The 25997-nt window shown below is 68.5% G+C and carries 21 protein-coding genes; 12 read left to right on the top strand and 9 right to left on the bottom strand.

Annotated features, from left to right (window positions below; genetic code table 11):
* The first annotated feature begins 84 nt into the window (after positions 1–84).
* From murJ to IE250_RS09110, 6 genes are all read left to right on the top strand, one after another.
* Positions 85–1812: a murein biosynthesis integral membrane protein MurJ gene (gene murJ / locus IE250_RS09135; protein ID WP_189668938.1), complete on the top strand. Its 1728-nt coding sequence runs from the start codon at positions 85–87 to the stop codon at positions 1810–1812.
* 182 nt (positions 1813–1994) lie between these two features.
* Positions 1995–3848 carry a protein kinase family protein gene (locus IE250_RS09130; RefSeq protein WP_189668937.1) on the top strand — a complete coding sequence of 618 codons (1854 nt, stop codon included), beginning with the start codon at positions 1995–1997 and terminating at the stop codon, positions 3846–3848.
* A gap of 243 nt (positions 3849–4091) precedes the next feature.
* The gene (trxB, locus tag IE250_RS09125) at positions 4092–5066 is read left to right on the top strand and encodes a thioredoxin-disulfide reductase (RefSeq protein WP_189668936.1); all 975 of its coding nucleotides are present in this window, start codon (positions 4092–4094) and stop codon (positions 5064–5066) included.
* Between the two features lie 67 nt (positions 5067–5133).
* Complete coding sequence (gene trxA / locus IE250_RS09120; protein ID WP_189668935.1) at positions 5134–5460, top strand: thioredoxin; 327 nt, start codon at positions 5134–5136, stop codon at positions 5458–5460.
* Between the two features lie 196 nt (positions 5461–5656).
* Positions 5657–6967, top strand: a complete 1311-nt coding sequence (locus tag IE250_RS09115; RefSeq protein WP_189668934.1) for an aminotransferase-like domain-containing protein — start codon at positions 5657–5659, stop codon at positions 6965–6967.
* A gap of 103 nt (positions 6968–7070) precedes the next feature.
* Positions 7071–8093, top strand: coding sequence for a D-alanine--D-alanine ligase family protein (locus IE250_RS09110; protein WP_189668933.1), 1023 nt, complete (start codon positions 7071–7073; stop codon positions 8091–8093).
* A gap of 87 nt (positions 8094–8180) precedes the next feature.
* Here IE250_RS09110 and IE250_RS09105 read toward each other — a convergent pair whose 3' ends face one another.
* The 8 genes from IE250_RS09105 to rpmH all read right to left on the bottom strand — a co-directional run bounded on the left by IE250_RS09105 (position 8181) and on the right by rpmH (position 15973).
* On the bottom strand, positions 8181–9455 hold the full coding sequence (locus tag IE250_RS09105; RefSeq protein WP_189668932.1) for a ParB/RepB/Spo0J family partition protein: 1275 nt from the start codon (positions 9453–9455) through the stop codon (positions 8181–8183).
* Positions 9456–9552: 97 nt separating this feature from the next.
* Entirely contained in the window at positions 9553–10635 is a 1083-nt protein-coding gene (locus IE250_RS09100; RefSeq protein WP_373301651.1) for a ParA family protein, read from the bottom strand.
* Between the two features lie 1936 nt (positions 10636–12571).
* Positions 12572–13246 (bottom strand): 16S rRNA (guanine(527)-N(7))-methyltransferase RsmG, encoded by a 675-nt coding sequence (rsmG, locus tag IE250_RS09095; protein WP_189668931.1) that lies wholly within the window; start codon positions 13244–13246, stop codon positions 12572–12574.
* A 112-nt stretch (positions 13247–13358) separates the two neighbouring features.
* A complete protein-coding gene (locus IE250_RS09090; RefSeq protein WP_189668930.1) occupies positions 13359–13913 on the bottom strand; it encodes a Jag family protein in 555 nt (184 codons plus the stop codon).
* A 12-nt stretch (positions 13914–13925) separates the two neighbouring features.
* Positions 13926–15071 (bottom strand): membrane protein insertase YidC, encoded by a 1146-nt coding sequence (yidC, locus tag IE250_RS09085; RefSeq protein ID WP_189668929.1) that lies wholly within the window; start codon positions 15069–15071, stop codon positions 13926–13928.
* A gap of 80 nt (positions 15072–15151) precedes the next feature.
* Positions 15152–15460 carry a membrane protein insertion efficiency factor YidD gene (gene yidD / locus IE250_RS09080; protein ID WP_189668928.1) on the bottom strand — a complete coding sequence of 103 codons (309 nt, stop codon included), beginning with the start codon at positions 15458–15460 and terminating at the stop codon, positions 15152–15154.
* A complete protein-coding gene (gene rnpA, locus IE250_RS09075) occupies positions 15457–15834 on the bottom strand; it encodes a ribonuclease P protein component (RefSeq protein ID WP_189668927.1) in 378 nt (125 codons plus the stop codon). Before rnpA ends, yidD begins: the two co-directional genes overlap by 4 nt.
* A gap of 1 nt (position 15835) precedes the next feature.
* The gene (rpmH, locus tag IE250_RS09070; RefSeq protein ID WP_108493057.1) at positions 15836–15973 is read right to left on the bottom strand and encodes a 50S ribosomal protein L34; all 138 of its coding nucleotides are present in this window, start codon (positions 15971–15973) and stop codon (positions 15836–15838) included.
* Positions 15974–16404: 431 nt separating this feature from the next.
* On the opposite strand from rpmH, the gene dnaA reads away from it, so the two are divergent.
* The 5 genes from dnaA (at position 16405) to IE250_RS09045 (ending at position 22439) form a co-directional block, all read left to right on the top strand.
* Complete coding sequence (gene dnaA / locus IE250_RS09065) at positions 16405–17841, top strand: chromosomal replication initiator protein DnaA (RefSeq protein ID WP_189668926.1); 1437 nt, start codon at positions 16405–16407, stop codon at positions 17839–17841.
* 642 nt (positions 17842–18483) lie between these two features.
* A complete protein-coding gene (gene dnaN / locus IE250_RS09060; RefSeq protein WP_189668925.1) occupies positions 18484–19617 on the top strand; it encodes a DNA polymerase III subunit beta in 1134 nt (377 codons plus the stop codon).
* Between the two features lie 125 nt (positions 19618–19742).
* Positions 19743–20639: a phosphogluconate dehydrogenase (NAD(+)-dependent, decarboxylating) gene (gene gnd, locus IE250_RS09055; RefSeq protein WP_189668924.1), complete on the top strand. Its 897-nt coding sequence runs from the start codon at positions 19743–19745 to the stop codon at positions 20637–20639.
* A gap of 26 nt (positions 20640–20665) precedes the next feature.
* Positions 20666–21904 (top strand): DNA replication/repair protein RecF, encoded by a 1239-nt coding sequence (recF, locus tag IE250_RS09050; protein WP_189668923.1) that lies wholly within the window; start codon positions 20666–20668, stop codon positions 21902–21904.
* Positions 21905–21923: 19 nt separating this feature from the next.
* Positions 21924–22439, top strand: a complete 516-nt coding sequence (locus tag IE250_RS09045; RefSeq protein WP_189668922.1) for a DciA family protein — start codon at positions 21924–21926, stop codon at positions 22437–22439.
* A 125-nt stretch (positions 22440–22564) separates the two neighbouring features.
* Here the strand turns inward: IE250_RS09045 and IE250_RS09040 are convergent, their stop codons facing one another.
* Complete coding sequence (locus tag IE250_RS09040) at positions 22565–23224, bottom strand: hypothetical protein (RefSeq protein ID WP_189668921.1); 660 nt, start codon at positions 23222–23224, stop codon at positions 22565–22567.
* Between the two features lie 573 nt (positions 23225–23797).
* Between IE250_RS09040 and gyrB the strand changes: the two genes are divergently transcribed.
* The gene (gene gyrB / locus IE250_RS09035; protein WP_189668920.1) at positions 23798–25888 is read left to right on the top strand and encodes a DNA topoisomerase (ATP-hydrolyzing) subunit B; all 2091 of its coding nucleotides are present in this window, start codon (positions 23798–23800) and stop codon (positions 25886–25888) included.
* Positions 25889–25997: the final 109 nt, after the last annotated feature.

Here is a 25997-nt window from a genome sequence, read left to right as displayed (position 1 = left end):
TGTTTCGGCCGCCGCACACGTCGGCCGAACAGCGCCGGGCGAAGCCCAGACCACGGGAGTAGTCGCTTGACCCAGGAGAACGCCGTGACCGCACCGACCGACCCAGCGTCGGACCCCAGCTCGGAAGCCGCGAGCGGTCCGGGCGTGCCCGCGATGCCGCCGTCCTCCCGGGGCCTGGGACGCAACTCGATAGTGATGGCCGCCGGCACCGCCGCCTCCCGCCTGGGCGGCCTGGTGCGGAACATGATGCTCGTGGCCGCCATCGGCTCGGTGGGCAGCGTCGCCATCGCGTTCGACGTCGCGAACAAGCTGCCCAACGTGCTGTTCGCGATCCTCGCGGGCGGCATGCTGAACGCCGTCCTCGTGCCGCAGATCGTCAAGGCGTTCCGCGCGCACAACTCGCAGGAGCGGATCGACAAGCTGCTCACGGTCTCCGCCGTAGGCATCCTCGCGATCACCGCGGTCCTCACGGGCATGTCGGCATGGGTGGTGATGCTCTACACGGACGGCTGGACGGCGGAGCAGCTCGCACTGGGCACCGTGTTCGCCTACTGGTGCATCCCCCAGCTGTTCTTCTACGGCCTGTACACGCTGCTGGGCCAGGTACTGAACGCACGAGAGCAGTTCGGGCCGTTCATGTGGGCGCCCGTGGCGAACAACGTGGTCTCGGTCGTCGGGTTCGGCGTCTTTCTCCTGGTGTTCGGCACCTCGCCCGAGCTCGGCATCAACGACCTGTCCCAGTGGGACACGCCGCGCACGATCCTCCTGGCGGCGACGGCCACCCTCGGCATCGCCGCGCAGGCTCTGGTGCTGCTGGTCCCCCTGCTGCGCTCGGGCTTCCGCTGGCGCTTCCGTCTGGGGCTGCGCGGCATCGGGCTGCGCTCGGCCGGGTCGGTCGCCATGTGGACGTTCGCCGCGGTCGTCCTGGAGCAGGTCGGCGTCGCCTACCTGACCAGGGTCTCGGCCGAGGCGGGTGCCGCCAGCACCCCCTTCCAGGCGGTCGCCGGCAACGGCTCCTACACGCAGGCACTCCTGATCTACCTGCTGCCCCACTCGCTGGTCACGGTCTCCATCGCCACCGCGCTGTTCACGGGGATCAGCAAGGCCGCCCAGGAGGGCGACACCGACCGCGTCCGGGACGATCTCTCCCTCGGCCTGCGCACCATCGGCGTCTTCACCGTGTTCGCCACCGCCGCGCTCACCGTGCTGGCCGCGCCGGCCACGGCGTTCATCGTCCCGACGGCGGGCGAGGAGGGCACCGCGCTCATCGCGCCAGTGCTGGTCGCTCTCTCGTTCGGCCTGGTGCCGCTCGGCGCGATGGCCCTCATGAAGTGGGTCTACTACGCCTACGAGGACGGCCGCTCCGTCTTCTGGATCACCGTGCCGTCCACGCTCGCCCTCGTGGCCGGCCTGGTCGCCGCGAAGACCTGGCTGCCGATCGAGCTGTGGGTGGTGGCCGCCGGTGGCGCCTACGCCCTCTCGAACTGGATCACGGTGCTCCTGCGCACGGGTGGCCTCAGGCAGAAGCTCGGCGGGCGGCTCGACGGCGGCCGCGTCCTCCTCCTCCACGCCAAGACGCTCCTCGCCGCCGTCCTGGCCGGCCTCGCCGGATGGGGCGTGTACCAGCTGGTGGGCGGGTTCGACGTGCTCTCGTTCGGCAAGGGCTGGGTGCTCACCATGCTCAGCGGCCTGTGGGTGACGGCGCTCTGCGGCCTGGTCATGCTCGCCGTGTACGTGGTGCTGCTCCGCCTGCTCCGCGTCGAGGAGCTCAACCGGCTGCTTGCCCCGGTGCTGGCGCGTCTCAAGCGCTGACGCCCTCCGCCGTCGGACCGGAGGCGCCGATCACCAGGGGTGATCGGCGCCTCTGGCCTTGGGGACGTCCGTAGGGCCGACCTTTCGGCGGACTGTCAGCCGTTCCGCGTAGCATGGCGACGGTACGTGACCCCTGTTGTCACGTACCTGCTACTGTCCCCCGAGCGAGCGAGGAGGTCCGCGTGAGCACCGTCGAGCCAGGCAGCGTGCTTGTCGAGAGATACAGGCTTGGCCAGCGGACGACCACCGACCTTGCCGCGGCCACCGCCTGGGAGGCGCACGACCTGATCCTGGACCGCGAGGTCCGCGTGACGCTCGTGACCGGGCACTATGCGAACGACGCCCTGGACGCCGCGCGGCGCGCGGCACTCGTGACGGACCCGCGCCTGGTCCGGGTGCTCGACGCCGGGTCCGATGCCGACGGGCACAAGTACGTGGTCACCGAACCGCACACCGGCACCACGCTGACCGAGATCGTCTCGAGCGGCCTGGTGGACGAGCAGCAGGCCCGGGCGATCGTCGGTGAGGCGGCTGCCGCCCTCGGCGTGGCCCACGCCCGCGGTGTCCACCACACGGCGCTGCGCCCCGAGGCCGTGCGGATCGACGGCCACCGGGTCCGGGTCACCGGCCTGGGGCTCGACGGCGGCCTCGCCTCGGGCGATACGCTGAACGTGAAGCCCGCGCTGCTCGACGCCCAGGGACTTGTCGCCCTGCTCTACTACGCGATGACGGCGCGCTGGCCCGGCAGCGATCTCGAGGCCGGCTGGATCGCGAAGGACACCCTGATCCCGCTGCCCGCGCAGGTCGACGCTTCAGGCGCTGTGGCGCCACTGTCCACTTTGGTGCCCCACGTGGACACCGACATCGACGCCCTGGTGGCCCGGACGTTCGACGCGTCCGGCGGCACCGACGGACCGATGAACCCCGACGACGTGACCACGGCTCTCCAGCCGTGGGGAGAGGTTTCCGTAGTGGCATCGCTGCCTGGATTTGTGCAGCCCGAGCCGGAGGGTCCGCGACGGCAGTCCATCGCCGACGCTTTCAGCGGCGAGGGGACACCGCCCGCGCGGCGTCCCGTCTCCGGCCGGATCGCACGCACCGACGAGACCATCGCGACGGGGGCGGGCAGCGTGCCCGCCGGCTACCCGGAGCCGCAGAACGAGTACACCTATGAGCCGCAGGCCTACGGGCAGCACGCCCCGGTGCCGCCCCCGCCCCCGGAGGGCGGGTCGTCGGGCTACGACCAGTTCGGCCAGCCGGTCGCACAGCCCCAGCCGGGATACGACCAGGCGTACGCGCAGCAGGCGCCCCAGCAGTACCCGCCGCAGTACGCCCCCGGCGGCTTCGACCCCAACGGCGGCTACTACGAGCAGGATGCTGGGTTCGCCACGCAGCCCGCGCCCAAGCGCGGCGGCGTGAACCCGACGCCGATCGTGCTGGGTCTCGTCGGCGTCGCCGTCGTGGCCGGCCTGATCTGGGCCATCAACGCCGTGCTCTCGCCGACCCCCGATGTGATCGCCGACGCGTCGCCGACGCCCGCGGCGACCTCCACCGCGGGCACGGGTGACGAGGGAGAGGGCAGCAGCGAGGCATCCCCTCCCGCGCAGACTGAGGCGCGTCCGGTGATCGACTCCGCCACCCTGCTGGGCAACCTGGAGTGGGAGGGTGACACGATCGACCACCCGGAGAAGGTCGAGCTCGCCTACGACACCGACCCAGCCACGTTCTACTACACGACCACCTACCAGCAGGCGGCGTTCGGTGGCTACAAGGACGCGCTGGGGATGGAGCTCAAGCTCCGCGAGCCGGCGTCGGTCACCAAGGTCGAGCTCCTCACCAACACCCCTGGCGGCACGGTGCAGATCCTCGAGGGCGGAGAGGGCGGAGAGGTGCTCGCCGAGGGCACGTTCTCTGAGACCACCACGTTCGAGCTGACCGAGCCGGTGGTGAGCGATGCGTTCACGATCTGGATCACCGAGCTACCGCAGGTCTCCGACGGCTTCCGGCTCGAGCTGAACGAGGTCGTGCTCAGCTGACGGCTTCGCCGAGATGTCACCGGAACACCGAGAACGGCCCCGGGCCCGCATTCCCGCATTGGGAGTGCCGGCCCGGGGCCGCTCTCGTGTTCCGGTACCGGCCCGGGGGTCCCATCCATCGAAGTATGTCGATATTGTGTGGCGAGACTCACGCCCACGGCCGAGCCATGGACGACATCGGCTGGAACACTGGGACCCGCCCGCGTGTTGTTGCGTGTGCCCATGGAACTCGAGGAGACCGCCTTGACCGAACAGACCACAGCTCCGGCTGCCGGGACCACCGACGCCCCCGTGCTCGACGTCGTCATCGTGGGGTCCGGCCCCGCGGGTTACACCGCCGCGATCTACGCGGCGCGTGCCGGCTTTGCGCCCGTAGTCATCGCGGGCTCGGTCACCGCCGGCGGCGCGCTGATGAACACGACCGAGGTCGAGAACTTCCCCGGTTTCCCCGCCGGGATCCAGGGTCCCGACATGATGGACGCCATGCGCGAGCAGGCGGAGAAGTTCGGCGCCAAGGTCATCTGGGACGACGCCGAGCAGGTCGAGCTCAGCGGCGACATCAAGACGATCGTGACGGGCGGCGGCGACACCTACCGCGCCCGCTCCGTGATTCTGGCGACCGGCTCCGCCTACCGCGAGCTGGGCCTGCCCGACGAGAAGCGCCTCTCCGGGCGCGGCGTCTCGTGGTGCGCCACGTGCGACGGCTTCTTCTTCCGCGACCAGGACATCGTCGTGGTCGGTGGTGGTGACTCCGCGATGGAGGAAGCCACGTTCCTGACCCGTTTCGCTTCGAAGGTCACTGTGGTGCACCGCCGCGACGGCCTGCGCGCCTCGAAGATCATGGCCGAGCGTGCCATCGCGGACCCGAAGATCGAGTTCGCGTGGAACAGCGAGGTCGCCGGCATCACCGGTGAGAACAAGGTCTCGGGCCTCAGCCTTCGCGACACGGTCACCGGCGATATCCGGGACATGGACGCGAGCGGCCTGTTCATCGCGATCGGCCACGAGCCCCGCACCGACCTGGTCAAGGGCCAGGTCGACCTGGACGAGAACGGCTACATCCTCGTCGAGGGCCGCAGCACTCGCACCAACCTTTCCGGCGTCTTCGCCTGCGGCGACGTCGTGGACCACACCTACCGCCAGGCGATCACGGCCGCCGGCTCGGGCTGCTCCGCAGCACTCGATGCCCAGGCGTACCTCGATTCGCTGAACGACTGACCTTCCGGCCGGCTTCAACCCGACCCGCCCCACTCGGCCCCCAGGGCCACGAACAAGGAGATGCTGGATGAGCACCATCACGGTCACCGACGACACCTTCAAGGCCGAGGTCCTCGACTCTGACATTCCTGTCTTCGTCGACTTCTGGGCCACTTGGTGCGGCCCGTGCCGCATGGTGGCGCCGATCCTCGAGGAGCTGTCCGACGAGTACGAGGGCAAGATCAAGATCGTCAAGCTCGACACCGACGAGAACCGCCAGACCGCCATGGACTACGGCATCGTGTCGATCCCGACGCTCAACGTCTACAAGGGTGGCGAGGTCGTGAAGTCGATCATCGGCGCCCGGCCGAAGCGCGCGCTGACCGAGGAGATCGACGAGGTCCTCGCGGGCTGATCGCTTCGCGCACCGCTCGGTAGAGCGCGTGTCCGTCCCACCTGATCACCGATCGGGTGCGGCATCGGACGCGCGCTCTTCTGCGTCGGAACACCGTCGGAATCGGCGTCGGAACCGCCTCGGAGCCGCGTAATCTCACCGTTTCGCCACGAACGGACACTGGGTAGCACACCGCCTGCATGCGAGACTGGGCCGCGTGAACGAGCTTCCCGAGACTGCCGGTAACCGCCTCGACCCGTGGTTCGGTTCGTACGCGGCGCGAGCGCACGGCATGCGCGCCTCGGAGATCCGGGCACTCTTCTCGGTGGCGAACCGCCCGGAGGTCGTGTCACTGGCAGGCGGCATGCCGTACCTCGAGGGCCTGCCCCTCGACGTCATCGCCGACACCATGCAGCGACTCATCGCCACCAAGGGCACCACTGCCCTCCAGTACGGTTCCGGCCAGGGCGAGGAGGTGCTGCGCGAGCACATCACGCAGGTCGTCTCGCTCGAGGGCGTGTCCGCCCACGCCGACGACGTCGTCGTCACCACCGGCTCGCAGTCCGCGCTCGACCTCGTGACCCGCATCTTCGTGGACCCGGGGGACGTCGTGATCGCCGAGGCGCCGTCGTACGTGGGGGCGCTGGGCGTGTTCCGGTCCTACCAGGCCGACGTCGTCCAGGTGCCCCTCGACGCCGACGGCCTGGTCCCGGCCGAGCTCGAGGCGACGCTCACCCGCCTGGCGGCCGAGGGCCGCCGCGTGAAGTTTCTCTATACGGTCCCGACGTTCCAAAATCCTGCGGGCGTCTCGTTGTCCGCCGAGCGCCGGCCGCAGGTGCTGGAGATCTGCCGCCGGCACGGCGTCCTCGTCGTCGAGGACAACCCGTACGGCCTCCTCGGGTTCGACGACGAGCTGCTGCCCGCGCTGCGCTCCTACGACACCGACGGCGTCCTGTACCTCGGTTCCTTCTCCAAGACTTTCGCGCCGGGCTACCGCGTGGGCTTCGTGATTGCTCCGCACGCGGTGCGCGACAAGCTCGTGCTCGCGAGCGAGTCGGCGGTCCTGTCGCCGTCGAACGCCTCGCAGCTCGCCGTGGCGACCTACCTCGAGACGTGCGACTGGAAGGCGCAGATCAAGGCCTACCGCGAGATGTACCGCGAGCGGCGCAACGCCCTCGTCGGCGCGCTCGGTGAGTACCTGCCCGGTGCTTCGTGGAACGTACCGAACGGTGGCTTCTTCGTCTGGGTGCGGCTTCCCGACGGTCTCGACGCCCGCGCGATGCTGCCCCGCGCGGTCACCGCGCGCGTCGCGTACGTCCCGGGTACGGCGTTCTACTACGACGGCAGCGGCTCCGACCACATGCGCCTCTCTTTCTGCTTCCCCACGCCGGAACGCATCCGCGAGGGCGTACGCAGGCTGGCCGGCGTCGTGAACGGCGAGTCCGAGCTGGTGCAGATCTTCGGCACTTCCGCGCAGCCCGACCCCGACACGGACGACGTCGAGGGCCCGGCTCCCGACCTGGCGTGACGCGCCGTTCCGTGTCCGATGCGCAGGTCGCCCGGGTGACCTGCGCGTCTGACACGATGGCAGCTGAGCCGTTGACCATAGATCCCGACCGAGTGAGTCCTCGATGACCAGTTCCGCCCCCGCCCCGTCCGACGCACCCACGGGCGCACCCGCCGCGCCTGCCCGGCCGGACGCCGCGCGAGGCGCTCCCCTGGTCGTTGTCCTCGCCGGCGGCCTGTCGCACGAACGGGACGTGTCACTCCGATCGGGGCGCCGGGTCGCGGAGGCGCTGCGCGCCACCGGCCTGGAGGTCGTGCTGCACGACGTCGACGCCGACCTCCTGGCGTTCCTCCGCGAGACCCGGCCCGACGTCGTCTGGCCGCTGCTGCACGGCGCCTCCGGTGAGGACGGCTCGGTCCGCGACGTGCTCGACATGGTCGGCCTCCCCTATGTCGGCACGGGTCCGCGCGCCAGCCGCGTGGTGTGGAACAAGCCGATCTCGAAGGCTGCCCTGCTCGACGCCGGGCTCGCGACGCCCGACTACGTGACGCTCCCCCAGAGCCTCTTCCGTGATCTCGGCGCGCAGCCGGTGCTCGACACGATAGTGCGACGCCTCGGGCTCCCGCTGGTGGTCAAGCCGACCGAGGGCGGCTCCGCGCTCGGCGTCACCGTCGTGACCCGCGCCGAGGACCTCGCTCGCGCGATGGTGGAGTGCTTCGCCTACGGCGAGACCGCACTCATCGAGCAGGCGATCGACGGTGTCGAGCTGGCGGTCAGCGTGATCGACGGCCCGGACGGGCCGGAGGCCCTCCCCGCCGTTGAGATCGTGGCCGACGGCGGGTACGACTACGCCGCTCGCTACGTCGCCGGCGAGACCGAGTTCTTCGCACCAGCGCGCCTTACCGCGGAGCAGGCAACCCTCGTGGCCGACGCCGCCGTGCGCGCACACGAGGCGCTGCACCTGCGACACCTCTCCCGCACAGACCTGATCCTCGACCGGTCCGGCGTCGCCCAGATCCTTGAGGTCAATGTCGCGCCGGGTATGACAGAGATGTCACTTCTGCCCCAGGCCGTAGCGGCGAGCGGTTACGAACTGTCGTCCCTGTACCGCGCCATAGTCGACACCGCCCTGACGCCTGCGCGATAGCGCGTGGGGCGGCCCGTGCGCACAACGGCTCCGGGCCGGCACCTCCCGCAGGGGGTGCCGGCCCGGAGCCGTGTGCTGTCTAGCGCGTCAGGCGTCAGGCGTCGCCTTGAGCAGACCCCGCTCGTCGGGTGCCATGACGTTGAGGATGCGGTTGAGGTCCTCGACCGAGGCGAACTCGACGGTCATGCGGCCCTTGTTCTTCCCGAGCGCCACCTTGACCCGCGTCTCGAACCGGTCGGAGAGCCGCGTCGCCAGCTCGTCCACGGCCTCGCTGCGCGTACCGGCCCGCGGCGCCTTGCGCGTCTTGGTACCGCTGCCGTCAGACTCCGTGAGCATCACGATCTCCTCGGTCGCACGCACCGAGAGCCCCTCCGACACGATGCGCTGCGCGAGCCGTTCGATCTCCGCGCCGTCGCTCAGGCCGAGGAGGGCGCGTGCGTGGCCGGCCGACAGCACACCGGCTGCGACACGGCGCTGCACCAGCGGGGGCAGCCGCAGCAGACGCAAGGTGTTCGAGATCTGCGGACGGCTACGCGCGATGCGCGTGGCGAGCTCCTCGTGCGTGCAGCCGAAGTCGTCGAGGAGCTGGCGGTAGGCCGCCGCCTCTTCGAGCGGGTTCAGATCCGCGCGGTGCAGGTTCTCCAGCAGCGCGTCCCGGAGCATGTCTCCGTCGTCGGTGTCGCGAACGATCGCGGGAATCGTCTCGAGCTCGGCGGCTTGCGTTGCGCGCCAGCGCCGCTCACCCATGATGAGCTCGTACTCACCGGGGTGCTCCTTGTCGGGGCGAACGACGATCGGCTGAAGGACGCCGATCTCCCGGATCGACTCGACCAGCTCGTCGAGGTCACCCTCGTCGAAGACCGTCCGCGGCTGCCACGTGTTCGGGCGGATCGCGGTGACGGGCAGTTCCGCGAAGCGCGCGCCCGGCACGGGAACAAGTTCCGGTGTTTCACGTGAAACAGCGTCGGACGCACCCTGCTCCCGGCTGAAGAAGGTGTCGTCGAGCGCCGAGCCGCCGCCACCCTCCGCTGCCTCGTTGGCAACCGAGAGCCGGCCGCTCGCGATCGCGGAGTCCCACTTCACCGTGCTCGGGCGGGGACCGGTGTTCTTGACGATCCTCTTCTCCGGCACCGACTCCGTCGAGACCGTGCCGACCGACACTGTGCTCACCGGAACCTCGTCCGTCGGGGCAAGCGCCGGTGACGGTCGCTCTTCGACGACGGTCGCGACCGAGCCGCCCAGCGCGCCGTCGGCGCCGTCCGACTCGCCCAACCCCGCACCGGGTGCCTGCTCGTCCAGCTCAGGACCCGTCGGGATCAGGGCGCCCAGGCCCCGCCCGAGCCCGCGTCGCTTCGCACTCATCGTGTCTCCTCGTCGGTTTCGGTCCGACGCCGAGCGCGGACAGGCTTCATCTCCATCATCACGAGGCGCATCGCGCCCCGTTCGTCACTGCGGACCATCAATCCTGCGCTCCGACTGGCTCCGCCTTCATCGCGCGGCGCGGGCTCGAGCCGCCCTGACCACGCTCGGCGAGCTCACGGGACGCCTGAAGGTACGCGAGTGCGCCCGTCGACGTCGGGTCGTACGTCATCACCGTCTGGCCGTAGCTCGGAGCCTCGGAGATCCGCACCGAACGCGGGATCGTCGTCTTGAAGGTCTCGGCCGGGAAGTGCGACCGGACCTCGCCTGCGACCTGCTGCGCCAGGTTGGTGCGACCGTCGTACATGGTCAGCAGGATCGACGAGACGCGAAGCTCAGGGTTCAGGTGTGACCGGATCAGGTCGATCGTCTTGAGCAGCTGGCTCAGGCCTTCGAGCGCGTAGTACTCGCACTGGATGGGAATGAAGACCTCACGGCCCGCTACGAAGGCGTTGACCGTCAGCAGCCCAAGGCTCGGCGGGCAGTCGATGAGAACGTAGTCGATCCGCTCCTCGCCCGCAGCGAGCCGGTCAGCGAGATACTTGTCGATCGCCTTGCGGAGCCTGGTTTCACGTGAAACCAGAGAGACGAGCTCGATCTCGGAGCCGGAGAGGTCGATCGTCGCAGGCACGCCCCAGAGATTGGGAACGTCCGGGCATTGCTGCACGGTGCTCGCCAGGGACTCGCCCTCAACGAGGACCTCGTAGACCGACGGAGTCCCCGCACGGTGCTCGATGCCTAGTGCCGTCGAGGCGTTGCCCTGCGGATCGTTGTCGATGACGAGGACGTTCAGGCCGGACTGCGCCAGGCCCGCGGCGACGTTCACCGTGGTCGTCGTCTTGCCGACGCCGCCCTTCTGGTTTGCCACCGTGATGATGCGGGTCTTCGGCGGGCGTGGGAACCGCCGCCCCTGAAGTTCGATGCGTCGGCGAGCGTCCATCGCGAGCTCGGCGGCGACAGGAGTCGTTTCGTCAACGGCCGGGACGGTTGCGATGAGGGCCGACCGCCGCTCGTCATCGCTACCGTGCGGGCCGCCCGTGGGCTGCTGGGTGCCAAGGGGCGTCTGCACGGACCCAGACGTTTCACGTGAAACGTCGGGAGCGGAGAGGCTCTGCACAGGAATCGGATCCGTCACGCGGACACTGTAATCGCTGGCCACGTCTTCTGGCTCGGCCTCCGACCCAGATTCTCCGTCGAAATGTGTGAGTTCCGAGTCGACGAACGCCACGGCCTCGTCATCGTCCACAAACCCGGTGGAACCGATCACCGCGGGCGCGGCGTTGACCGCTGCGTCGAGTGCCTCGCTCGCACGCTTGATCGCGTCTGCCGGCACCGGCCGATCCGAGGGAAGCTCGTCCATCAGATCCGGATCCACATCTGCCGCTCCTACGTCGGCCGCTCTGCCTTCTATGTCGGCCGCCCGGTCTTCTACGTCGGCCGCCCTGTCTGCGTTGCCCGACTGCTGTTCCAGCACGCCTGTCACGTCGTCGATCTCCCCTGCCTCGGCCAATTCGGCGGCCATCTCATGCCCTGCCGATGCGGACATCGTCACGGACTCGATCAACTCGTTCAGCGCGGTGGCGCTCTCCCCTTCCCGACCGGGGCGATCCTGACCCCAGACCTCATCGCGAGGGCCCGTGCGCACGATCTCGGACTGCGGCGGAGCCATGTCTACTGACGACGGTATTTCCGCGTCCTCAGGCTCTTCGGGCTGCGTCGGTTCCCCCGGGCTCGTCGGCTCGGCCGACCTCGAGGGCTCGGCCGATCCCGCGCCACTCCCCTCGCGTTCTCCCGCATCAGAACCGGCCTCGAAGCTCTCGTCGCCAGGAGTTCCTCCAGTCAGAGCGACTGGGGCGGAGCTGGACGGTTGGGACACGCCGGGCGTCCGTTCGGACTCGTCCGACCGCGGGAGCGTCTTCGGCTCGCCCTCCGCCGCCTCGCGGGATCGCGCATCCGCTTGCGACTCCGATGCCGCTTCCAGGCTCTCGCTCGTTCCGTCCTCGACCGAGGCGTCCGGCGGCTCCGTGGCAGGTGCATCGGTGGTCTGCTGTCCGGGAATCGCGTCGGCGCCCGATGCCGGCCGATCAGTCCGCGCGGCCACCAACGATGCCGGTGCCGTATCAGCAGAGGGCTCCCCGGCCGCAGAGGGCGGCTCCGAGACGGACGAGTCGGACGCCGCTGCCGACGCAGCCGGCGTCGCAACAGGCGCAGCTGCCGCTACTCGCTTGGACTTTCGTCTGAAGAAGCACACCCGCGCAACGCTACGGTCGCGTGCCTGCTCAGCGGCGTCGAAACGCCGACCCCGGAGGGATCAGATCGACAGTTCAACGGGAAATCGCTCTGACACCCCGCGATCCGAACTCACCACACACCTGATCGTCCTGATCCGCAGGATTCCTGCTTTGCTCAGTCAGCACGTTTCACGTGAAACACGCAACGTGCGCCACTGGTACGACGGTCACCACTGAAACGAGCCCCGGCCTCGACGTAGCCGATCGTCCGCAGACGGCTCTCCGAGCACCGAGGCCCGCTGCTGGCGTATCGCCGCTCCCCCACGCGACCGATGCATTCCGCCCGTTTCACGTGAAACGGGCGGCGCTGATCCTCAGCCTGCCCAACCGCGTCCCACGCCGGCAGACGTCCCGTCGAACCATCACGCGATCCAAAACTCTGATCGCAGCCTGCACCACCGCACGCTTCCATGCCTTCGCGACCCCGCTAGCGCCACCGCGACCTCCCACCCGCCCAGGCCGTCAGTCAACCAAGCACTGCGGGGCACCAGCTGGACGTCGAGTGGAGGGCGCGACGACCACAACGTCTCCCCGTACCGTTCCGCCAAGCAGCCGGTGCGCCAGACGCTCTCGGGCCACGCCTCTCCGTTCCGGCGCGGGAATCCTGTACACCGCCGAGGCCAACCACTGGGACATCCATTTCGACAGGCGCGGCCGCCGCATGCGCTGCAGTCCTCTACGAGCGCCGAGGCCCGGACAGACCAGAACGGGAGCCGTCGCCCTCAGGCATCGGCTCCCGTTCCACGTGAAACATCGATCTCGAGCGAACTACTTCCCGCGACGCACCCGGACGATCGTCGTCGACTCGACGCCCTCAACCGTGACGCCTTCCAGGATCTCGGGTGTGCCGGCGGCGTACTTCCGCAGCAGCTTCCGCGCCGGCTCTACCTCCTGCTCGACGCTACGTCCCTTGAGGATCACCATCTCACCGCCCACCCTGACGAGCGGCATGCTCATCCGCACCAGCTTCGACAGTGCGGCCACGGCCCGGGACGTCACCGCGTCGACCTCGAACGCATCGTGGAACTCCTCCGCCCGCCCCCGCTTCACCTGGACGTTCGTGAGACCGAGCTCAGCGACGACCTCAGCGAGCCACGTCGTCCGTCGCTCCATCGGTTCGATCAGGATTACCTCGAGCTCGGGGCGCATCACCGCGACCACCACGCCGGGCAGCCCCGCCCCCGAACCGATGTCCGCCACCGAACCCGTCGCGGGCAGGTACGGCACCACCGCGGCGGAGTTCAGGATGTGCCGCTCCCAGATGCGCGAAACCTCCCGCGGTCCGATCAGCCCACGCAGCTCTCCCTGGTCGCGGAGCAGGTCCGCGTAGTGCGCGACGCCGTCGTACGCGTTGCCCAGGTATGCCTTGACCGCGTCGCTCACGCCGAGCGTCTCGGCGTCGGGCACCTCAGCGCCGGCAGCAGACTCCCCCTGCCGTGCCACGTCCGAACCTTCCACGTCCCGTCCTCCACTCGCTGTCAAAAAGAAGCCGAACACACCGAGGGCCGGTACACGTCCTCAGGACGCACACCGGCCCTCGGCCACACCCAGTGGCTCAGTCCGTGACCGTGGCCGACGTCTCGGCGGGCTGGACCACGACATACCGCTCGGGCTCGACGCCCCGCGAGTCGCTGACCAGGCCTGCCGCTGCGACGGCGTCGTGCACGACCTTGCGCTCGAAGGCATTCAGCGGCTCGAGCTCGACCTCCTCGCCGGACGCCCGCACTTCCTCGATCGCCTCCTCGGCGATCTGCGTGAGCTCGACCCGACGTGCGGCACGGTAGCCGCCGATGTCGAGCATCAGCCGGCTCCGCTCCCCCGTGCGGGTCTGGACCGCCAGGCGCGTGAGCTCCTGCATCGCGTCGAGCACCTCGCCGTCCTGACCGATAAGGTGCGCGAGCGACTTGGGGTCGTCGGCAACCACCTCTACCGCCGCCCGGTCGTGCTTGATGTCGAGATCTATGTCGCCATCGAGATCAGCGATGTCGAGGAACTCCTCGAGGTAGTCGGCAGCGATCTCGCCCTCCTCCTCGAGGCGCTTGGTGCGGTCCTCCGGATCCGCGACCGGAGCCGTGGGATCGGGCACGGCCGTACCTGTGCTCGCGTTCATCGCGTCTTCCTCCTACTTCTTCTGCTTGCGCTTGCCCGACGACGTCGGGGTTGCCCCCGGCGCCGTACCAGGCTGCTTGGGCTTCGAGCCGGGCTGCGTGCTGGACGTCGTACCGGACTGCTTGGGCTTGGCCCCCGGCTGCTTCCCGGTCGTCGCATCCGGGGCGTCCTGCGGTGCCGACTGCGCGATGGCCGGACGCGTCGGGGCCGGGCTCTTCTGCCGGCTCTTGCGCTTGGGCTGGACCCGCTGGCCGCTCTTCGGCTCCTCGACGACCGGGATCTCGTCCTCGATGACCTCGCCGCTCTTGGCAGCGCGCTTTGCGGCCTTCGCCGCCTGCCGCTCCTTCATCTGCTTCTCAGCGATGGAGCCTGGCGTCGGCATGCGCTTGATCGTGTAGTACTGCTGGCCCATGGACCAGATGTTGGTCACCGTCCAGTAGATCAGGACACCGACCGGGAAGTTCACGCCGGAGATCGCGAAGACGAGCGGCAGCATGTACAGCATCATCTTCTGCGTCTGCGCCATGGGGCCCTCGAGGGCCGACGGCGGCATGTTCTTCATCGTCAGCTGACGCTGCGTGGTGAAGGTCGTGACGCTCATCGCGACGATGAGCACGATGACGACGGTACGCGAGACCCACGAGTCGGTCTGCAGGAAGACGTCGCTCAGCTGCGCGCCGAAGAGAGTGGACGACTCGATGTCACCGGCGACCGAGCGGGTGATCGGGCCGATCGGATCCGCGTCACCCGTTGAGATGCCCTCCAGGCCGTTCAGTACCCGGAACAGCGCGAAGAAGATCGGCGACTGCAGCAGGATCGGCATGCAGGAGGCGAACGGGTTGGTCCCGTGCTTCCGGTACAGCTCCATCGTCTCGCGCGTCATGTTCTCGCGGGACGCCGGGTCCGTCTTGCCCTTGTACTTCTTCTGCACGGCTTGTAGCTCGGGCTGGATCATCTGCATCCCGCGCGACGCCTTGATCTGCTTGAAGAAGAGCGGGATGAGCACGATCCGGATCACGATCACCAGGGCGACGATCGACAAGACCCATGCTGTGCCTGGGCCCGCAGCCAGACCGAGCGTCGTGAAGACCCAGTGGGACCCGTAGATGATCCAGGCGACGACCCATTCGATCGGCCAGAGGAAAGCGAAGAAGTCCATCGGTCAGGAAGCTCCAGAGTTGGTGACGCGAAGTCTGCGGTAGGTGCGGTGTCGTTTACGGCGGCACGAGCCGGGGCAGGTCAGCCCTCGGCGTGGGTGTGCGCGCCGCGCGCGGGCGGCACGTCGTCGACGCCGCCGAGACTCCACGGGTTGCACCGCAGCAGGCGCCACAGCGCGAGACCCAGCCCGCGCAGCGCACCGTGGCGCCGTAGCGCGATCAGGGTGTACTGCGAGCAGGACGGGTAGTACTTACAGCTCGGGGGGCTCATCGGGCTGATGAACGCCTGGTAGAAGCGGACCATCCCCACAAGGAGGGTCACCGGGAGCTGGCCGATCAGCGAGGGTTCGCGAGGCGGCGCCTCGCCCCCGGGTGCGGGGATCGTGGTCATCTCTTCCCGTCTCCGGCTGCGCGTGCGACGGCACGGCGTAAGCACGAGTCGAGGTCGCGGTCGAGATCCGCGTACGTGGCGCCGGCCGACGGCGGCAGCGCGCGGACGACGGCGCGCGCGGAGGTCGGCAGCACCGAGAGGTGCCCGAACGCGGCGGCACGGAGCCGACGCTTCACCAGGTTGCGCTGCACGGAGTTACCCACAGCCTTGGAAACGACAAAACCGACCTGTGGAGTTCCCGATCCCGTTTCCGAGACGTTTTCGTCCGGAATGAGAAGGTGAACCACCAAGGTCGATCGACCTGCACGCGTGCCGCGACGCACCGTCCGCTCGAAGTCGACGGAACGGCGCAAACGGTGCGCCGCGGGCAACATGTCAGGCTGAAAGCTCGGCGCGACCCTTGCGACGGCGGTCCGCCAGGATGGCGCGGCCGGCGCGGGTGCGCATGCGCAGCCGGAAGCCGTGGGTCTTCGCACGACGGCGGGTGTTCGGCTGGAAGGTCCGCTTGCTCACGAGGTACTCCAAGAACGTCGGGGTAGGCACACCGTCTGTCCTCGACGATGCAGTGAAAGTTGGCCGTTCAATACAGCGATCGGCCTCGCCGACCCGGGGCCTGGTCCACAGGTCGTCGCCGACGTCAGAGGACGTGGCTCGAATCCATGTGTGGGCGCGCAGAAGTACCTGGAACGGCTGTCTGACGTTACGCCGCCGGGCCCCTCCGGGTCAAACCAGAACGGCGGCAACATGCGTGTCGGACGCGCCACATCGCGCGCGATGACAGGGCTTCCGGATGCCTCCGGCAGGGGCCCGCATACCACTTACCCAGCGACGTTCCGCGCAATCCACAACCTGTGGACAACTGTGTGGACGGTGCCCCATCATGGCAGACTCCAACACACCCCCAGCATCGCGCACCACCCCACGCACGAGACGAAGGAAAGCCAGTGGCCAACCCGGACGAGAACATCGGTGACGTCTGGGCACAGACCCTGACGGCGCTCGAGGCCCGGCCCGACATGAGCCCCCGGCAGCTCGCCTTCATCCGTCTGGCCAAGCCGATGGCCGTGCTGGACGACATGGTTTTCATCGCCGTCCCCCACGAGCAGACCCGCACCTATCTGGAGACGGCGGTCCGCGACGACCTGGTCTCTGCCATGTCCTCGGTGCTCGGTCGCGACGTCCGGTTCGGCATCACCGTCGATCCCGAGCTGAGCAGCAGCACCCTCGCCGGACCGTCGCAGATCTCCGGCCCGGCCGCGCTCTCCCTCGAGCACGAGCCGCCGGAGCCGGAGCAGGCACAGATGCCGATCGCGCCGCAGCCGGCGCCGAAGCCGTCGGCGGAGCCCACCAGGCTGAACCCGAAGTACATCTTCGAGACGTTCGTCATCGGCTCGTCCAACCGGTTCGCGCACGCCGCGGCTGTCGCCGTGGCCGAGGCGCCGGCCAAGGCGTACAACCCGCTCTTCATCTACGGCGACTCGGGGCTGGGCAAGACCCACCTGCTGCATGCCATCGGGCACTACGTCCACAACCTCTACCCACACATCCGGGTGCGGTACGTGAACTCCGAGGAGTTCACCAACGACTTCATCAACAGCATCGGCGAAGGCAAGGCCGGCGCGTTCCAGCGTCGGTACCGCGACGTCGACGTGCTCCTCATCGACGACATCCAGTTCCTGCAGGGCAAGGAGCAGACGATGGAGGAGTTCTTCCACACCTTCAACGCGCTGCACAACGCGAACAAGCAGGTAGTGATCACTTCCGACGTTCCGCCCAAGCAGCTCAACGGCTTCGAGGACCGGCTCCGCTCGCGCTTCGAGTGGGGCCTCATCACCGATGTCCAGCCGCCTGACCTCGAGACGCGTATCGCGATCATGCGGAAGAAGGCCGCGAGCGAGCACCTCGACGTGCCGGCCGACGTCCTCTCGTACATCGGCTCGCGGATCTCGACGAACATCCGGGAGCTCGAGGGTGCGCTGATCCGGGTCACCGCGTTCGCCAACCTGAACCGGCAGCAGGTGGACCTGGCACTTGCGGAGATAGTCCTCAAGGACCTCATCACCGACGACGACGACACCGCTGAGATCACCCCAGCCGTCGTCATCGCCCAGACAGCCGCCTACTTCGGCCTCACCATCGAGGACCTGTGCGGCTCCTCGCGCTCCCGCGTTCTGGTGACCGCCCGCCAGATCGCCATGTACCTGTGCCGCGAGCTCACGGACCTGTCGCTGCCGAAGATCGGCCAGCAGTTCGGCGGGCGCGACCACACCACGGTCATGCATGCGAACAAGAAGATCGCCGGCCAGATGGCGGAGCGCCGCTCGACCTACAACCAGGTCACAGAACTCACCAGCCGGATCAAGCAGCAGCAGCGCGGCTGACCTACGAGCCCCGAGGCGCTCAGACCGCCTAGAAATCGGACATCCAGCCCGGTTCCACACCTTTCCACACCCCTGTGCACAGCCTCACCGGTGCGCGGGGGTGTTGCGTATCCGCACCTCCACAGGTCTATCCACATGTGGATCCGCGGATTGTGGCCACTCTGGTCCGGTCATCCCCAGTGCTGTGGACACACTCTGTGCAGAACTCGGCCCACACCGCTGACCTGCCCATACACACCTGGGGACAAGCCTGTGGATGGGTGTGGATGAACCCCCGATTTCTGTGGGCAGCGACCCCCCAATCGGTGGACAGCCTGTGTGTAAAAACTGGCCGTCCACAAGGGTCCCCAGTTCATGCACAGATAGACCCACAGCTCCTCCACAGGAGGAAATTGCCTCTGACCTGCGGAAAGACACGATTTCCCCAGTTTCCACAGCACCGACTACTACTACGACATCTATCTCTAAGAGGGAATCCACACGCCTTCATCAGGCGGTTCGAGCGCTCGGCACACCGGTTCGAACACTAGTACGAGGAGCAACGGGATGTCCATCCACAGGTCGGCGTACCGAGTGCCGCCCGGTCAGCAACTCGCGTAGGGTTTCCCTCGACAGTCCAGGAACAAGAGGAGATGCAACGGCATGAAGTTCAGGGTCGAGCGCGATGTCCTCGCCGATGCCGTGACATGGACCGCTCGCACGCTCCCCACGCGCCCGCCGGCTCCCGTGCTCGCCGGCGTCCGGATCGAGGCCGCTGCCGAGGGCGTGATCAACCTCGCGAGCTTTGACTACGAGACCTCCGCGCGGTCTGAGATCCCCGCCGAGGTCGCCGAGCCAGGCACGGTCCTGGTCTCGGGGCGTCTGCTGGCAGAGATCTCCCGGGCACTGCCCAACAAGCCTGTGGACGTGTCGCTCGAAGGCAGCAAGGTGATCGTCACCTGTGGCGCCAGCCGGTTCACACTCCTCACCATGCCTGTGGACGAGTACCCCGCACTGCCGGGCCTACCAGAGGTCAGCGGCACCGTCTCGGGCGATGCGTTCACGCACGCGGTCGCGCAGGTGACGGTCGCTGCAAGCCGTGATGACACCCTGCCGCTGCTGACCGGCGTCCGCGTGGAGATCGAGGGCGAGCGCATCACGCTCCTGTCCACGGACCGCTACCGCCTCGCGCTGCGTGAGCTGACGTGGACCCCGGCAACGCCGGGCTTCTCCGCCGTCGCACTCGTGCGCGCACGCACGCTGAACGACGTCGCCAAGTCCCTCGGCTCGGGCGGCGGTCTCGTGAACGTCGGTCTGTCCACAGGCCAGGGGCTGGATCTTGTGGGCTTCGAGGCCAGCGGCCGACAGACCACCTCCCAGCTGGTCGAGGGCGACTACCCCGCTGTCCGCCGGCTGTTCCCGGACAGCACGCCCATCCATGCAGTGGTCGCCACCGCTCCCCTGATCGAAGCGGCAAAGCGCGTGAGCCTGGTCGCCGAGCGCAACACGCCGATCCGGCTCTCGTTCAGCGAGGGGCAGGTCGTGCTGGACGCCGGGCAGGGGGACGACGCGCAGGCGTCGGAGGCCCTGGAGGCCGTTCTGGTGGGTGAGGACATCGCGGTAGCGTTCAACCCCCAGTTCCTGCTCGACGGGCTCGGCGCGCTGGGCACCGACTTCGTCCGGCTGTCGTTCACCCACCCCAACAAGCCGGTCGAGTTCACCGGCCAGGGCAGCTTGGACGGCGAGGACGACTCCGCCTACCGGTACCTGCTGGTTCCGATCCGTTTCACCGGCTGACAGTCGGGGGTCGTCCGACGGACGGTCCCGACAGCCCCACGATCACCGGCAGCCTGCTACACGGGCTGCACCAAGGACGGCCGCCACGAGCGAGCCCGTCGAACGACCCTGGAGGATTCACGCACATGGTCACCCACATCGGCCTGGTCGGCCTGGGGAAGATGGGCAACAACATGCGGTCCCGCCTGCGCAAGGGCGGTATCGAGGTCACCGGTTTCGACCCGCGGCCGGAGGTGTCCGACGTCGCTACGCTCGCAGACCTCGCCGCCGCACTTCCGCAGGAGAAGCGGGTCGTCTGGGTCATGGTTCCGGCGGGCGACCCCACCCGGGGCGTGCTCGACGACCTCGGTGAGATCCTTTCCGAGGGCGACATCGTGATCGAGGGTGGCAACTCCCACTACGTGGAGGACCAGGAGCGGGCCGCGGAACTTGCCAAGAACGGCATCGGCTACCTCGACGTCGGTGTCAGCGGCGGCGTCTGGGGTCTCGACAACGGCTATGGCCTGATGGTCGGTGGAGCGGCCGCGGACGTGGAGAGCGTCATGCCGGTCTTCGACGCACTGCGTCCCGATGGCCCCCGCGAGGAGGGCTTCGTCCACGCCGGCGGCGTGGGCGCGGGCCACTACGCCAAGATGGTCCACAACGGCATCGAGTACGGACTCATGCAGGCATACGCCGAGGGTTACGAGCTGCTGGCCGCCAAGTCGGATCTCATCACCGACGTACACGGCACCATCAGGGCATGGAGCCGCGGCACGGTCGTCCGCTCCTGGCTCCTCGACCTCATGGTCAAGGCGCTCGAGCAGGACCCGAAGCTCGCCCTCCTCGACGACTGGGTGGACGACTCCGGTGAGGGCCGCTGGACCGTGGACGAGGGCATCGACATGGCTGTCCCGCTTCCCGTGATCTCCGCCGCTCTCTTCGCACGCTTTGCCTCCCGCCAGGAGCAGTCGCCGGCTATGAAGGCCGTGGCCGCGCTGCGCCAGCAGTTCGGCGGGCACGCGGTGAAGTCGGCGGAGTAGCGGCCGGGACGTACGATCTCCTACCGATGTACGTCTCCCACCTCTCCCTACTGGACTTTCGGTCGTATGCGTCGGTCGACGTGGAGCTTGAGCCCGGAGTCAACGCGTTCGTAGGACGCAATGGCCGGGGCAAGACCAACCTCGTCGAGGCGATCGGCTACGTCGCGACCCTCGGTTCGCACCGTGTGGCCACGGACGCGCCTCTCGTCCGGTCAGGTGCCGACCGCGCCGTTGTGCGGACGCGGATCGTCCGCGGCGATCGTGCGAGCACCGTAGAGGTAGAGATCACGCAGGGAAAGGCGAACCGCGCCCGGATCAACCGCGGCCAGCCGGTGCGCGCGCGGGACATCCTCGGGTTGCTGCGCACGGTTCTCTTCGCGCCCGAGGACCTCGCCCTGGTCAAGGGAGATCCGGACGGCCGACGGCGGTTCCTGGACCAGCTCCTGGTCTTGATGATGCCGCGGGTGTCCGCCGTGCTCTCCGACTACGAGCGGGTGCTGCGGCAGCGTTCCGCGCTCCTCAAGTCGGCTCGGGCGTCACGCCGTTCCGGCGGCTCGTCGCGGTCCGAGAATGCCGCGGCAGCCGAGCTGGCGACACTCGATGTATGGGACGCCAGGCTGGCCGAGCTCGGTGCGGAGATCCTGTCACTCCGGGTCCAGCTCGTCGACGCATTGCGACCGGCCGTCGCCTCTGCGTACGAGCAGGTGAGCGATGCCGACGGGGACGCGGAGATTGCATATCGATCCTCTCTGCCGGCGCTCTCGGAGGGTAATCCACCGGAGTTATCCACAGGCTCTGGGGATAACTTTGCGGACGTCGGACACCTGCGTGACCTGCTCCTGGAGGCTCTCGTGTCGGCTCGGCCGCAGGAGCTCGAGCGAGGAGTGAGCCTGGTCGGCCCGCACCGGGACGACCTGGTCCTGACCCTCGGCGGACTGCCCGCGAAGGGCTACGCGAGCCATGGCGAATCCTGGTCGTTTGCGCTCGCGCTGCGGCTCGCATCGTTCCGTCTCCTCGGCGGAGATCCGCAGAATTCGGCGGATTCACCCGCATTCTGGGACCCCGATCTGGGCACCGACGCCGACCCGGTGCTGATCCTCGACGACGTGTTCGCCGAGCTCGACGTCCGACGCCGGGAGCGGCTTGCGGACCTGGTGCTCCCGGCCCGTCAGGTGCTGGTGACGGCAGCAGTGCCCGAGGACATCCCGAAGGTGCTCGACGGCGTACGGTTTCACGTGGAACCCGGGACGGTGACCCGTGACTGACGAATCTCCACAGGGGCCTGTGGATAACTCTGAGCCCAGCCTGACGCCGGCTTCGGAGGTGGCACGGGCCGCACTGAATCGCGCCAAGGCAGCGGCCCGGGCGCGCGGGCTGCGGCCCGGATCCCCCTCGCGCCGCTCGCCCTTGGCCGAGCCCCGGTCGAGCGGATCGGGTCCGGGTGCCCGGGACCCGCAGCTTCTCGGGTCGGTGGTCGGCCGGCTCCTGCGCGAGAAGGGCTGGACCGAGGAGGTGTCGGTCGGGGGCGTCATGGGCCGGTGGCGGGAGGTCGTAGGTCCGGAGATTGCCGACCACTGCACGCCCGAGACGTTCGAGGACAAGGTGCTCGTGGTGCGCGCGGACTCGACGGCCTGGGCAACCCAGCTTCGTCTGCTCGCACCGACGCTGGTGCGGCGCATGGCGGAGGAGATCGGGGAGGGCGTGGTCGAGGAAGTCACCGTCCTCGGGCCGGCCGGACCCGGGTTCCGCCGGGGTCCTCGTTCCGTGCGCGGACCGGGGCCGCGGGACACCTGGGGCTGATCTCGGGTCGGGCTCGGGCGGCGGTCGCGCACCGGCGGAGGGAGACGCAAAAAGGGCTCCCCGGCCGAGGCCGGGGAGCCCTTCTCAGTTCAGCGGCGCCTCAGCGCAGCCTGGGGTGTACTTGCTCAGGCGTTCTGCATGCGCTTGCGGGCCCAGACCAGGGCGATGCCACCGGCGGCGAGCAGCGCCGCGAACGCGATGGCGCCACCGACGGTCGCACCGGTCGCGGCGAGCACCGGGGGCTCCTCAGCGGCGGGGCTGGGCGACGCGGACGGCTCGGCGGACGGCACCACGGCCTCCTCGCTGGGCGTGGCGCTCGGCTCCGGCGTCGGCTCCTCCGAGGGCTCGGGCTCGGTGACCGGGGGCTCGCTCGGCGACGGCTCCGGGGTCGGTGCTGCCTGGACGCAAGCAGCGATGGTGTCGCCGAATTCCTTGACGCCCTGGCCATCGGGCGAGTCGAACGAGACGGACCACGTGTGGTCGATCGTCGGGTCGAGAGTGTCGAACTTGTTGGAGTAGCTGTACTCGTATTGCGTCTGGTTGCTACCAGACTTGTAGCCGATCTCTTCGAACGTGCCCGCTTCGACCTGCGTGCCATCGATGGTTACGACGACACTGGCGTCGGCCGGGTACATGACCGCATCAGCAGAGACATAGGAGACGTTGGCCGCGGCGTCGCAGACTCCAACGGCATCGGGCTTGTGCGCCGATGCGGGGGCAGCGGTGGCGACAAAGCCGCCGAAAACCAGAACGGCGAGAGTTCCGCCGGCTAGAAGCTTCTTCACAGAGTTGCCCTTCGAAGAGACTGCGCGAAGTTGCGCGTGTGACCGATGCGCGCTATTAGAGCAGAAAACAGTAAATGAACGAAATGTCACCCTCTGTGTACAAATCTTCTGACCTTCGACAGACGTGGGCATGACGATCGCAGAGGATTCGCCGCTCGAAGTCCGCGATCCGGTGGGGTCCAGGGGCGCGGCGCGGACGGTCGACTGAAAACGGTTGCCGACGGACCGCACTCAGGCCCGATCGAGCTCCGATCGAGGGCCGGGCGGCTGCCCTGGAACCGCTCCAGGACCTCAAGAAACACCCTGTGGAGAAAGGTTGTGGAGGAGTGGCCACAAACGGCCTCGGATCCCGGGTTTTCGCCGCTCAGAAGGTAGTATGAGGGGGTCAACCGCGCCGGGTTCCCAGGACCGTCCTGAGGACCCGGAACGCTGAGCACCGACGAGCCGTCGGACCGTACGTCAGCACCCCGAGCACGGCATGGACCCCTACTGGGTCCGAGCCGCTCGTGCAGCCGCTGGCGCGTCCGTCGTCGTGCACATCGTGTGCCTGAAAGACGAGGAGCAACCCCGCCCGTGACAGAGCGAATCGACGGCGGCTACGACGCCGGGAACATCACAGTCCTGGAAGGTCTCGAGGCCGTTCGTAAGCGACCGGGCATGTATATCGGATCGACCGGTGAGCGTGGGCTCCACCACCTTGTGTACGAGATTGTGGATAACGCTGTGGACGAGGCCCTCGCGGGCCACGCCACGGAGATCGACGTACGCCTCATGCCCGACGGCGGAGTGCGCGTAACTGACGACGGCCGAGGGATCCCGGTCGCGATGCACCCGACCGAGGGCAAGCCCACGCTCGAGGTGGTCATGACGATCCTGCATGCCGGCGGCAAGTTCGGCGGCGGCGGGTATGCCGTCTCCGGCGGCCTGCACGGCGTCGGCATGTCCGTGGTGAACGCGCTGAGCTACCGGTTCGTGTCCGAGGTACGCCGCGACGGGTACCACTGGCGCCAGGAGTACACCGAGGGCGGCAACCCGGTCACCGGCGTCGACCGGCTCGAGCCCCTCGGCCCGGACGAGCACACCGGAACCACGCAGACTTTCTGGGCGGACGGGTCGATCTTCGAGACCACGGAGTACGACTTCGAGACGCTCCGAGCCCGGTTCCAGCAGTACGCGTTCCTCAACAAGGGCCTGAAGATCACGCTGACCGACGAGCGGGCGGGCCATTCCTCCGCGACGGACGAGGTCACCGGCGCAGAGCCCGTGATCGCGGCAGACGGCGTCGGGGCGGTCGTCGGGACCGACGGTGCGTCGGACGGCGACGGACACGCTCAGGACGCGGGCCAGGAGCCGGCGAACTGGCGCACCGTCACGTTCAAGTACGACCACGGCCTCATGGACTACGTGCACCACCTCAACTCCGCGAAGCGGGTGGAGCTGATCCACCCCGAGGTGATCTCGTTCGAGAGCGAGGACACGGAGCGCAAGATCGCCGTCGAGGTCGCGCTCCAGTGGACCAGCGCCTACAGCGAGTCGGTGCACACGTTCGCGAACACGATCTCCACCACCGAGGGCGGAACGCACGAGGAGGGTTTCCGCGCGGCGATGACCACGCTGGTCAACAGCTACGCGCGCGAGAAGGGGATCATCAAGGAGAAGGACGACAACCTCACGGGTGACGACATCCGCGAGGGCCTCACCGCCGTCATCTCCGTCAAGCTCGGCGAGCCGCAGTTCGAGGGCCAGACCAAGACCAAGCTGGGCAACACGGAGGCCAAGACCTTCGTGCAGCGCGTGGTGCGCGAGCAGCTCGTCGACTGGTTCGACGCGCACCCGAACGAGGCTCGCGACGTCATCCGCAAGGCGATCCAGGCCTCGCAGGCCCGGATCGCGGCCCGCAAGGCGCGCGAGGCCACCCGCCGCAAGGGCATCCTCAACGGCGGCGGCATGCCTGGCAAGCTCAAGGACTGCCAGTCCCGGTTCCCCGACGAGTGCGAGATCTACATCGTCGAGGGCGACTCGGCGGGCGGCTCTGCGGTGCGCGGGCGCAACCCGCACAACCAGGCGATCCTGCCGCTGCGCGGCAAGATCCTGAACGTCGAGCGCGCGCGGCTCGACAAGGCGCTGTCCAACGCCGAGGTCCAGGCGCTGATCACGTCGTTCGGCACGGGCATCGGCGAGGACTTCGACATCTCGAAGCTCAAGTACCACAAGATCGTGCTCATGGCCGACGCCGACGTCGACGGCCAGCACATCTGCACCCTGCTGCTCACGCTGCTGTTCCGGTACATGCGTCCCCTCATCGAGCACGGCCACGTGTACCTCGCGCAGCCGCCGCTGTACCGGCTCAAGTGGAGCAACGCCCCGCACGACTACGTCTACTCGGACCGGGAGCGCGACGCGTTCCTCGAGGCCGGCGTCGCACAGGGCAAGCGGATCCCCAAGGACAACGGCATCCAGCGCTACAAGGGCCTGGGTGAGATGGACTACTCCGAGCTCTGGGACACCACGATGGACCCGGACCACCGGACGCTGCTGCAGGTGACCATGGACGACGCGGCCGCGGCCGACGAGATCTTCTCGATCCTCATGGGCGAGGACGTCGAGTCCCGCCGCACCTTCATCCAACGCAACGCCAAGGACGTGCGGTTCCTCGACATCTGAGGAACGAGCTTGCGAGCGCCGACGCCGATCGCCCTACCGGGCGGCCGGCGTCGGGCACGGAGATGGTGGCCCAGGAGACGAAGTGACACGCCTGTCGGCGTGGAAAGGA

The sequence above is a fragment of the Promicromonospora soli genome, assembly GCF_014653785.1.
Lineage (GTDB): Bacteria > Actinomycetota > Actinomycetes > Actinomycetales > Cellulomonadaceae > Promicromonospora > Promicromonospora soli.
The sequence above is the reverse complement of the archived record's forward strand: the minus strand, read 5'-3'. Positions and strand labels throughout refer to the sequence as shown.

Excerpts from the sequence above, each read along its gene's own strand:
- IE250_RS09090 (WP_189668930.1), bottom strand. The coding sequence starts at position 13,913 with ATGAACGCGAGCACAGGTACGGCCGTGCCCGATCCCACGGCTCCGGTC.
- IE250_RS09105 (WP_189668932.1), bottom strand. The coding sequence starts at position 9,455 with ATGAGTGCGAAGCGACGCGGGCTCGGGCGGGGCCTGGGCGCCCTGATC.
- gnd (WP_189668924.1), top strand. The coding sequence starts at position 19,743 with ATGGTCACCCACATCGGCCTGGTCGGCCTGGGGAAGATGGGCAACAAC.
- rnpA (WP_189668927.1), bottom strand. The coding sequence starts at position 15,834 with ATGTTGCCCGCGGCGCACCGTTTGCGCCGTTCCGTCGACTTCGAGCGG.
- dnaN (WP_189668925.1), top strand. The coding sequence starts at position 18,484 with ATGAAGTTCAGGGTCGAGCGCGATGTCCTCGCCGATGCCGTGACATGG.
- trxA (WP_189668935.1), top strand. The coding sequence starts at position 5,134 with ATGAGCACCATCACGGTCACCGACGACACCTTCAAGGCCGAGGTCCTC.
- IE250_RS09110 (WP_189668933.1), top strand. The coding sequence starts at position 7,071 with ATGACCAGTTCCGCCCCCGCCCCGTCCGACGCACCCACGGGCGCACCC.
- yidD (WP_189668928.1), bottom strand. The coding sequence starts at position 15,460 with ATGACCACGATCCCCGCACCCGGGGGCGAGGCGCCGCCTCGCGAACCC.
- recF (WP_189668923.1), top strand. The coding sequence starts at position 20,666 with ATGTACGTCTCCCACCTCTCCCTACTGGACTTTCGGTCGTATGCGTCG.
- yidC (WP_189668929.1), bottom strand. The coding sequence starts at position 15,071 with ATGGACTTCTTCGCTTTCCTCTGGCCGATCGAATGGGTCGTCGCCTGG.